The following is a 9,547-nucleotide window of genomic DNA, read 5'->3' as shown; positions in this document are numbered from 1 at the left end:
TCCCATACCGAGACGGCCGCGACGGCCACACCATGTGTCGTGAAGGTTTCACCGATCCAGTGAGCGAGATTCTCCGCCGTGGTCGGCCAGCAACCCCGGCTGCCTACGGTGTCGTTCAGATCCTGGTGGTCAAGAAGAGGCTCGACCTCGGTCTTCCATATCGTGGACAGTTCACCGAAATCGATGACCATCCCGTCATCCGACGGTGCCGAATCGGCTGCACCGCCCCCTGTACCGTCACTTCCACACTGTAGGTGTGACCGTGCAGCCGACGACATTTTCCCTGATGGTCAGGTAGATGATGCGCCGCGTCGAATGTCCAGCGCTTAGCTATTTCAGTTATCGCCGCCGGCGAGTGGGTATGCTCAGATGTGACTGGGACTGGAATGCTTCGGCTGGATACACGTCATGTCGTCGTCCACCGCCATCGACTGCCCCCTCCGTATGGTTGGGTATCGAGGAACCTCGGAGTTGAAAAAGTAGAATGCGAACACATGAGGTATTCCCCCAAAATAAAGATGCCCAGAAGGGTGTGATAATCACCCATGCACCGTTACCGGTGCGGCCGCTCAGCCACTGCCAGCACATACGCTGAAAGTGGTGCGAAGGCCGTGATCGACTGCAGATGGTTATATAACTCGCGAACCCCCACGATATCGGAAAATCGGTGATGTGCAGCCTTCAGTGCTGCAGCGATCGCTGAATAGCTCGGCCGCACCTGATCTCCTATGTCCACAACGCTGCGTATCTGAAGTCCTGCGGAGTGCGGGATCGCATAGTAGTAGTCCACGAGTTCGAGAGAAGGGATCCGAAATGCGGCCTGAAAGTTAGCGATGGACTGTCTTTGGGCTGAATTTTGCGGAGAAGAATTCAGTGCTATGTCTGCAATCACGAAACGCCCGCCCGGTCGCAAGACGCGCACAACGTCACGCACAAAAGCAGATTTATTGCCGACGTGAGACATGGATTCCAGCGCCCATGCCGCATCGAAAGAGCAATCAGAATACGGAAGGTCGAGGGCGTCCGCGTAACAGAAACGTACTCGATCCGCTACCCCAGCATCTTCCGCTAGAGTATTCGCCGTGCTGAGATGACGAAAACTAGTAGATACTCCATCGATGGTCACGTCGGCGCTCCTGGCAAGATCCAGCGCGGCGCGCCCCGTCCCGCAGCCCGCATCTAACACATGATCACCAGGCGTCACTCTGAGCGCATCGATCACGAGATCCGTCATAGCTGCTGTCGCGGCCGGCAGCGTGGCACCCGAGGCGCCCCAGTAGCCGAGATGAATGTTGTCACCGCATGCTGCAGTGATGAAATCAGTCCAACGATCATAAAAACTGGCGACGTCGTTTACTGCGCTCGTCACTCGACTTTCACTCCGGTCAACTCGATGTCTGGGCGGAATTAAAGAGCCCGATCTCGCTCAATGAGTAGAGCAGTAGAGCAACATCAAAAATACTGCCCCGAGCGATATTTACGCTAAATTGATGATGGCGTAGTGAGGGTGCGGCGCAGTTCACGATCTATTCGTGTCCGTGCCACCAACTCACGTCAGGGCGCAGTATCGCGTCGTTCCTGGAACGACATCGGGTGTGGCGAGGCTGGGCCCGGCCAGGGCGTGAGCGCTGTCAGCGCTGCTCACCGCGGACACCCGGAGCGCGCAGACCGCTCGCGTGAACGCCGCGCTCGGCGTCATCGGCCAGACCACCGATGGAGCCGGGTTCCGTGCCGTGGTTGCCCCGGCCGTCCCGTGGGGCGGGCCAGCCCGGCTGGGCGGCGGAGGCCGGATCGGTGAATCGAGGAACGCCCCTACGCCGTCGCGCTCGGCACCCCCCTCTCCGAACTCCCCATCAGCACACGCCGACCGAGCCGACCAGCACGAGAGCGGCAGACCGATGAAGCAGATCTGGACCGTGCACGTTCTACGCTGGGCTACGAGAAGAAGAAAAAGAATCCCGGCGGTCAGACGTACGCGGGGCCGTGGGCGTGGTACCGGGTGGACCCACAGCTGCAACCGACACCGACAGCGCTCATCCATCCAGCCGATCGGACGACCTTGGCGCGGCGGATCAGGATGGTTCTCGATCGACTCGCCCCGCCGGCGGAGATCCGGGAGGCGGTGGACGCGGTGGTCGGGGAGTTGCTGAGCTCGAACCGGGCCCGCAGTTCAGACCCTCATGATCGCCAACACCTGACCAGGTTGGCAAAGGCTCACTCTTGGAGCGGGTCGTCCCCGGCCCTCGCCGGAAGTGTCCCGCCGCCCTGCGGGCGGCGTGTGCCGGCTGCTATGGGAAAGCGACACCGGGCCTGGTCAGGCCGCCACCGTCGTCACCGTGATCGCTGCGCCGGCCTGGTGCGGTGCGCGCCCCTGCAGGGGCGTCGAGAGTCAGTTGTTGGTGTTGTTCTGGGCGATCGATCCGGGTGAGCACTCGGAGCTGCTGGGTGCGTCAGTCCCGTTGCTCGCGGCGCCGAGGACCCCGGCGGCGATATCAGCGTTGTTGAGGCTGCACGACAGCACATTGGCGTTGTTGAGGGCGTTGACGTCGCCGACGTTGACCAGCCCGGACTGCGCCGATTCCCGGTTCTGGTCGATCTCGTTGACCTGCACCACATCCCCCGACCCACCAGAACCACCAGAGCCCCCGCCGGGCTTGCCGCGGTGATCATCGGTGTCGGCGAACGCGGCCGGGGCGGCCAGCAACAGCCCAGCCAGAGTGGTGGCGGTGAGGAGTCCGGTCTTTTTCACCACGAGCGTCTCTCCTTCACGTGCGAAATCTTTCGGACACACCGCACGCTACTACCCGAACGGGTGACAATCGGGGTGTTCATGAGACCGGCACCGAACAGCCGTCCGGCAGCCACGAAACGACTACGCCCGTCGATGGGGGTTCACGGCTCGGTGCTGCCCGCGCGGCGGTAGGCGGTATCGCGGTCCAGGTGGGACACGGTGAGTGCGTCACCGCCGATGGCGATCGTCAACAGTTGAATCTCATCGGCGGTGTACTGGTCGGGCAGCGCCCGTCCGAGGGTGTCGAAGCCGCGGTGCATGACCTCGATCGCGGTGGTGGTGCCGCGGTCGAGGGTGTCGGCGATGACCTCGACCCGCACCGCGAGGATGTTGCCGCCGGTGTCGCCGGGGTCGTAGGGAGCATCGGCGGGTGGGAGCTGTGCGGGTCCGGCGTAGCCGTCGGCGATCGTTCCGCGGCGGCAGTGGCCGGAGAAGTAGCTCATCAACGCATACGAGGCCTGGTAGAGGTCCTTGCCGCGGAGGGTGAACTCCTGGGCGGCGATGACCAGGATGTCATCGGGGCCCATCGGATCAGACCTATCGGACACCCCCGGCATGCTACGCCGAACCTGACCAGGGGGTGTCTCTGACTTGTTGGGATGGGTCCAGGCCGTTGGGTCTGCAGCCCATAGCGTGCCGAGGGCGACGGTCGGCTGGCTCGGGGTCGCTGACGGCGGGCGGGGTGGCGAGGGGTCAGTTCACCGTGCCGTCGACAGCCTGTAGCGGTTGGTCTGCCTGGTAGGTGCTCGTGGGCCAACCGGGTGCAGCTTCACTGGAGCATTCGGCGGCGGGGTGTCCTTCGAATGTCGGCTGGTGATGTTGCGCTGGGGTGAGGACAGTGGCGGGGTATGTCGTCACGCTGTGATATGTCGATGGTGTCGCCGGGCATGCTGATCGTGCAGTTGTCGACGGGGTTCCAGATCTCTCAGGCGCTGTTCGTGGTCGTCGATACCGGGGTTGCCACCTGCTTGGAGCAGGAAGGCCCCACCACGGTGGGTGATCTTGCGGAGCGGACGGGTACTCGGCCGGATCGGTTGGCTCGTCTGTTGCGGGCGTTGGTTCCGGTGGGGGTGCTCACTCTCGATGAGGCCGGTCGGTTCGGGGTTACCGAGGCGGGGGCGTTGTTGTCGGAGACTCATCCGGCTTCGCAGGCCCGGCTGGTGCGGATGTGGATGCAGATCAATTATCTGCCGTTCTCCGAGCTCGGTCACAGCGTGCGGACCGATACCCCTGGTGGGGAGCGGTATCTCGGTGCGCCGTTTTGGGAGTGGCTTCACCGGGATCCTGACCGGGCGCAGCTGTTCAGCCAGGCCATGGCTGATATCACCCGAGGTCTGCGGGCGGGCATGTTCGAGGGGTATCGGCTCCCGCCCGGGCGTGTGGTTGCTGATCTCGGTGGTGCTGATGGCAGCCTGTTGGTCGAGCTGCTCACCCGTGACCGGGGCGATCGTTCTCGGCGGGGGATCCTGTTCGATCTCCCGACCACAACTCCTGCCGCCACTCCGGTGTTGACCGCGGCCGGCCTGGTTGATCGTGTCGAGGTTGTCGGCGGGGATTTCTTCGTTGCTGTCCCTGCTGCGGATGTCTATGTGTTGGCTCATGTGCTTCATGACTGGAGTGATGAAGAGAGTCATCGCATCCTGACCACGATCGCGCGCGCTGCCCGGTCGGGTGCCCGGCTGCTGGTCATCGAGGCTCTGCTGCCCTCTGATGCCACCGACTCTGGGTTGGCCGGCATCTTTGACCTGACCATGCTCGGGCTTCTTCCTGGTCAGGAACGCACGGAACAGCACTATCGGGACTTGCTCGACGGGGCCGGGTTTACCGTCGAGCGCGTCGTCGGGACCTCGACCCCGTACTCCATCGTGGAGGCCGTTCTGTGAACCCCGAGCGGCAGGGCGATCTGCTGGCCGGTGCTGCTGGTCGGGCGACCCGCTGCTTTGTTGTCCGGGGCTTTGGGTTCCGGACAATGTCGTGTCGTTGGCCGAACGCTGGTGAGGTTCCCCCGCCGGCTCGGAGTGCTTGTTCACTGCACAGGCCCGTTGGTGGGGCGCTGTGACCAGGAGCGGTGCGGCGAGGCGATTCGGAGTGATGGCGCTGGGTATTTGCATCCGACTCTGATAGTGGCGCGCTCAGGCGGTCGTAGCACTTGATCTTGTTGTTCGGTGGAGAACAGGATCATGACGTGCGGGAAGTGCTCACTTTGACTGATCGGGAGAAGATCTCGCGGGGGTTGGCCGCAGGCTGGCGGTTGTGTGATATCGCTGAGGTGCTGGGTCGGGATCGGTCGGTGATCTCTCGTGAGGTCGCCCGCCACGGCGGTCGGGAGGACTACCGGGCAGGTCCGGCCGAGGAAGCCGCGCGCGCAGCGCGGGCCCGACCGAAGAGGTTCGCGGTGGACCGGTCACCGCGATTACAGGCGGTGGTGACCGGGTTGTTGAAGATCGGCTGGTCCCCGGCCTCGATCGCGGGTCGCTTAGACGTCGTTTCAGAAGTGGTGGGCCCGGTTCTGCCGGTGACGGCGGGGCTGGCAGCATCGGCTGATGGTCGCGCCTCGTGTGTCTGAGAAGACGAAGATTTTCGAGTTGGAGATCGTCCTGACCGAGGTGGTGCCGGCGGTCCGGCGTCGGGTGCAGGTGCCGGGCGAGGTCGACTTGGCGGTGTTGCACGAGGTGGTGCAGTCAGTGATGGGCTGGACGAACTCTCATCTGCACGAGTTCGAGATCGTCGGGCGCCGCTACGGGATCCCAGACCCGGACTGGCCCGGACAGGATGTCGCCGACGAGACGAAAGAGAAGCTGTTTCGGCTGGTCAAGGCTGGTGACCGGTTCGGTTACGTCTACGACTTCGGTGACAACTGGGCCCACGAGATCACCGTCGAGGCGGTCGCGGCCGTCGAGCCGGGAGTGTGCTATCCGCGATGCGTCGCCGGGCAGGGGGCGTGCCCGCCCGAGGACGTCGGCGGGATCGGGGGTATGAGGACTTCCAGGCCGTGCTCGCCGACCCTGACCATCCCGACCGCGCCGAGCGCCTGGAGTGGGCGGGCGGGCCGTTCGACCCGCACCGCTTCGACCCTGACGAGGCCGACCGGGCCTTGGAGTGGCTGGCCTGGCGGCCGCTGGCCCCGACCTCGTAGGCGAGTGCCTCAGCGAGGGCTGGGTCGACCATCACTTCGGCTTCGGCTTGGTGAGGCGGCGGTGGCAGATCAGGGCGCAGGCCAGCGATAACAGCGCGGTGATCGTGGATTCGGCGCGGTCGTAGCGCAGCGCGAGGCGGCGGAAGTCCAGCAGCCAGGACATGGTGCGCTCGACGACCCAGCGGACCCGCCCGAGCCGGGTGGAGTCCTCGATCCCGCGCCGGGCGATCCGCACCCCGATCCCACGCCCACTCAGGTAGCGGCGGCAGCGGGGATAGTCGTAGCCCTTGTCGGCGTGCACCTTGTCCGGCCGACGTCGCGGACGCCCCGGCTGTCCCGCCCGTTCGCGGACGCCGGGGTTGGTGTCCAGCAGCGGGGCGAGCATCCGACTGTCGTGGGTGTTCGCCCCGGTGACCAGCGCATGCAGCGGGAGCCCGCCTCGGTCGCAGAGCACGTGGTACTTGCTGCCCGCCTTCCCGCGATCGGTCGGCGAGGGCCCGGTGGCCTCGCCGCGGCGCTTGGCCCGCACGCTCACGCTGTCCACCGCCGCCCGCGACCAGTCCAGCAGGCCCTGCTGGGCGAGGCGGTCGAGCATCACCCGGTGCAGCTGGGCCCAGACCCCGGCCTGCTGCCACTGCCGTAGCCGCCGCCAGCAGGTCACTCCGGACCCACAGCCGAGCTCGGCGGGCAGCGCGTTCCAGCTGATCCCGGTCTTGAGCACGAACACGATCCCGGCCAGAGCGGCCCGATCCGGCACCCGCGGACGGCCTGTCCGTCCCCGCTTGTGCTTGCGCGGCTTGGGCAGCAGCGGCTCCACCAGCGCCCACAGCTCGTCGCTCACCAATCGCTCGACACAAGATCGCCGCGCCACGACCGGACATGATCAGCTACCAGCGCCGATCCACACAGGACCGACACGCCGACTTCTGAAACGACCTCTTAGAGGTCATTTCAGAACGAGGTCGACGTGTCTGTTGTAGACGACAAGCGGCTATCTGACCTGCCGTTTGATCTGTCGTCGAGGGGTCAATGGAAACTCGACAAGTCGTTCTGAAACGACCTCTTAGAGCGTCCGGCGATTGATGGTTATCGGAGTCGACGGGTCGTGGGTCGGGTTGTCCAGCGGTAGCGGCTGCGGGCACGGTTGATCAGCCGGCGGATCACGGTGAGCGCGGCGGCGAGGTCGAGGTAGAACTCGACGATGATCTTCCGGCGATCGGTGAACCGGCGCAGCTTGCCGTAGCCGTTCATCCAGGAGTGCGTGCGCTCGATGGGCCACCGTCGTCCTGCCTGGATCGGAGCCGGGACCCCCGTGGTCGCGATCTCGCCGGTGAAGCCCAGGGTGTGCAGCAGAGTACGGGTCTTGCCGGAGTCATAGCCGCGGTCCAGGTGCACGGTCGGGAACAGATCACCACCGTGGGCGTCGCGGTGGCGGGGCAGCGGGCCGATCATCGTCACGATGCCGGTCAAGGTCGGTTCCAGCAGGGGCGAGTCATGGTCGTTGGCTCGCGCCGCGACCAGGTGCAGCGGGATGCCCTGGTCATCGCAGGCCACGGACCGTTTCGTGCCCTGCTTGCCGCGGCCGACAGGGCTGCGGCCGGCCACCTCGCCTCCGCCTGGTGCCTTGGTGATCGATCCGTCGACCGCCAGATCGTCAAGATCCAGGCCGAGTATCTGGTCGTAACCGGCCAGCGCGGTGCGGAGCAGTTCCTCGCTGACTCCCGCGGTGGCCCAGTCATCGAGACGGCGGCGGATGGTGCGGTCCGAGCAACCCGGCGTGGCGATGCGTTCGTAGCCACTACCGTGCACCAGAGCGGCAACGACGTGGTCGAACACGACCCGATCAGAGATCCGGCGACGGTGACAGCCCCACGGATGGGCCGGGTCGAACTCCGGGCGCCGCTCTGCCTCGATCAGGGCAGCGAACTCGACCCAGAGGGGGTCGATCAGCGATTCTGGCAATAGAGGCACGGACCCTCCAGGCGACCATCAGGACATCAGCAATCCCATGATCACTTGCAGGTCCGTGTCTCTACCAACACCGACACACGGCCACCTCTACTGCCGGACGCTCTTCAGTGAGTGGTTCTCTCGAATCGTGCGGCGAAGGTGATCGCGAACGCGTTCAGCGCGGGCTTCCACCTCATCATCCAGCGTGCCCGGCCTCCGCCGGTGGGGTCAAGCGAGCGGGTCACGAGGTAGAGGCACTTCAGCGCCGCGGCCTCGTTGGGGAAGTGTCCACGCGCTCGAGTGTCCACGCGCTCGAACGGCTCTGCGATACCTCGCGTTGATGGACTCGATCGCGTTGGTCGTGCAGATCACTCGCCGGATCTCGACGTCGTACTCCAGGAACGGCACGAACTCCGCCCAGGAGCTGCGCCAGAGCTGGACGATCGCCGGATACCGCTGTCCCCACTCGGCGGCGAACTCTTCGAACCGGTCCTTCGCCGCCTGCTCGGACGGGGCCGAGTAGACGGGCTTGAGCGAACGGACGAGCGCGTCGCGGTGCTGCCGTCCGGCGTAACGGAAGCTGTTGCGGATCAGATGGACGATGCACTGCTGCACGACTGTCTGCTCCCAGGTGGTGTTGATCGCCTCCGGGAGACCCTTGAGGCCGTCACAGACGGCGATGAGCACGTCCTCGCCGCCGCGGTTCTTCAGCTCGGTGAACACTTGCAGCCAGAACCTCGCGCCTTCCTGGCCGTCGCCGGCCCAGATGCCGAGGATGTCGCGTTCTCCGTTCGTCGTGACGCCCATGACGACGTAGAACGGGGTGTTGCGGACCTGCCCGTCCCGGACTTTCACCACGATCGCGTCGACGAAGATCACCGGGTAGAGCACATCCAGCGGCCTGCTCGCCCATTCGGCGAGCTCGCTGGTGACCTTCTCGGTGATTCGGCTGACCGTGTCCCTGGAGACCTTCGCCCCGTAGACCTCGTCGAAGTGCGCGACGATCTCCCCGGTCGTCAGTCCACGCGCGGTCAGCGACAGCACGATCTGGTCGATGCCGTCCAGGCGGCGCTTGCGCTTGGGGACGATCACCGGCTCGAACGACCCGTCCCGGTCCCGGGGGACCTCGATCTGCACGGGGCCGATCTCGGTGAGCACCGTCTTCGTCCGGCTGCCGTTACGCATGTTCGCCCCCAGCGGGGTCTCACCATGCTCGTGACCGAGGTGCTCGGTCAGCTCGGCGCTCAGCGCCGTCTCCAGGACGTTCTTCGTGAGCTGGTTCAGCAGCCCACCCGGGCCGACGAGGCTCACGCCCTGCTTCTTCGCCTGCGTCAGCAGGCGCTCGGCGAGGTCCTTCTGATCAATGATCTCTCCCGTCACGGGATCGATCATCGCGTCGTCCAACAACTCGGTCGTGTCAGCCACGGCCGTCTCCTTCCGGATCAGGCCGGACCCCACCCACCGTTATTCAGACAGTCCCCGGTCGAGTGAATGGTGCTCGTCTGGCGTTCACGAGTGTCAGTAGATCGGTGACACTCTGTATCTTGGGCTCGTATTCACGAGAAATTTATAGGCGCGTGTTCGCTGATAGCGTGACGGGGCCCGTGTCGGGCGGGACCGGGAGGGGTCGTCACCCTTGCGAGGGACGTGGCCCTGCTGACCCCCGACGG

The 9,547-nt window shown here is 65.2% G+C and carries 9 protein-coding genes and 2 pseudogenes; 3 read left to right on the top strand and 8 right to left on the bottom strand.

Annotated features, from left to right (window positions below; genetic code table 11):
• The 5 genes from KPF47_RS38580 to KPF47_RS10820 all read right to left on the bottom strand — a co-directional run.
• A partial coding sequence (locus KPF47_RS38580) for a 6-carboxytetrahydropterin synthase (RefSeq protein ID WP_255659493.1) occupies window positions 1-191 on the bottom strand: 191 nt, incomplete at its 3' end.
• Window positions 116-334 carry a 6-carboxytetrahydropterin synthase gene (locus tag KPF47_RS40795; protein WP_374108826.1) on the bottom strand — a complete coding sequence of 73 codons (219 nt, stop codon included), beginning with the start codon at window positions 332-334 and terminating at the stop codon, window positions 116-118. The genes KPF47_RS40795 and KPF47_RS38580, both read right to left, overlap by 76 nt.
• A gap of 219 nt (window positions 335-553) precedes the next feature.
• Window positions 554-1,369 carry a cyclopropane-fatty-acyl-phospholipid synthase family protein gene (locus KPF47_RS10830; RefSeq protein WP_224388618.1) on the bottom strand — a complete coding sequence of 272 codons (816 nt, stop codon included), beginning with the start codon at window positions 1,367-1,369 and terminating at the stop codon, window positions 554-556.
• 1,020 nt (window positions 1,370-2,389) lie between these two features.
• Complete coding sequence (locus tag KPF47_RS10825; RefSeq protein ID WP_224388616.1) at window positions 2,390-2,749, bottom strand: hypothetical protein; 360 nt, start codon at window positions 2,747-2,749, stop codon at window positions 2,390-2,392.
• Window positions 2,750-2,892: 143 nt separating this feature from the next.
• Window positions 2,893-3,318, bottom strand: a complete 426-nt coding sequence (locus KPF47_RS10820; RefSeq protein WP_224388614.1) for a hypothetical protein — start codon at window positions 3,316-3,318, stop codon at window positions 2,893-2,895.
• Between the two features lie 360 nt (window positions 3,319-3,678).
• On the opposite strand from KPF47_RS10820, the gene KPF47_RS10815 reads away from it, so the two are divergent.
• The 3 genes and pseudogenes from KPF47_RS10815 to KPF47_RS40790 all read left to right on the top strand — a co-directional run bounded on the left by KPF47_RS10815 (window position 3,679) and on the right by KPF47_RS40790 (window position 5,927).
• Window positions 3,679-4,674 (top strand): acetylserotonin O-methyltransferase, encoded by a 996-nt coding sequence (locus KPF47_RS10815; RefSeq protein ID WP_224388612.1) that lies wholly within the window; start codon window positions 3,679-3,681, stop codon window positions 4,672-4,674.
• Window positions 4,675-4,940: 266 nt separating this feature from the next.
• Window positions 4,941-5,357, top strand: a complete 417-nt coding sequence (locus tag KPF47_RS10810) for a helix-turn-helix domain-containing protein (protein WP_224388609.1) — start codon at window positions 4,941-4,943, stop codon at window positions 5,355-5,357.
• Window positions 5,335-5,927 (top strand): annotated as a pseudogene (locus KPF47_RS40790) (plasmid pRiA4b ORF-3 family protein). Before KPF47_RS10810 ends, KPF47_RS40790 begins: the two are co-directional and overlap by 23 nt.
• Window positions 5,928-5,958: 31 nt before the next feature.
• Here KPF47_RS40790 and KPF47_RS10800 read toward each other — a convergent pair.
• The 3 genes and pseudogenes from KPF47_RS10800 to KPF47_RS10790 all read right to left on the bottom strand — a co-directional run bounded on the left by KPF47_RS10800 (window position 5,959) and on the right by KPF47_RS10790 (window position 9,269).
• Window positions 5,959-6,798 (bottom strand): IS5 family transposase, encoded by an 840-nt coding sequence (locus tag KPF47_RS10800; protein WP_224386569.1) that lies wholly within the window; start codon window positions 6,796-6,798, stop codon window positions 5,959-5,961.
• 215 nt (window positions 6,799-7,013) lie between these two features.
• Window positions 7,014-7,898: an IS5 family transposase gene (locus KPF47_RS10795; RefSeq protein WP_224388607.1), complete on the bottom strand. Its 885-nt coding sequence runs from the start codon at window positions 7,896-7,898 to the stop codon at window positions 7,014-7,016.
• A gap of 104 nt (window positions 7,899-8,002) precedes the next feature.
• A pseudogene (locus tag KPF47_RS10790) lies at window positions 8,003-9,269 on the bottom strand (IS256 family transposase).
• Window positions 9,270-9,547: the final 278 nt, after the last annotated feature.

The organism is Pseudonocardia sp. ICBG1293 (assembly GCF_020131355.1).
Taxonomy (GTDB): Bacteria; Actinomycetota; Actinomycetes; order Mycobacteriales; family Pseudonocardiaceae; genus Pseudonocardia.
This window is presented reverse-complemented; position numbering and strand designations above follow the sequence as displayed.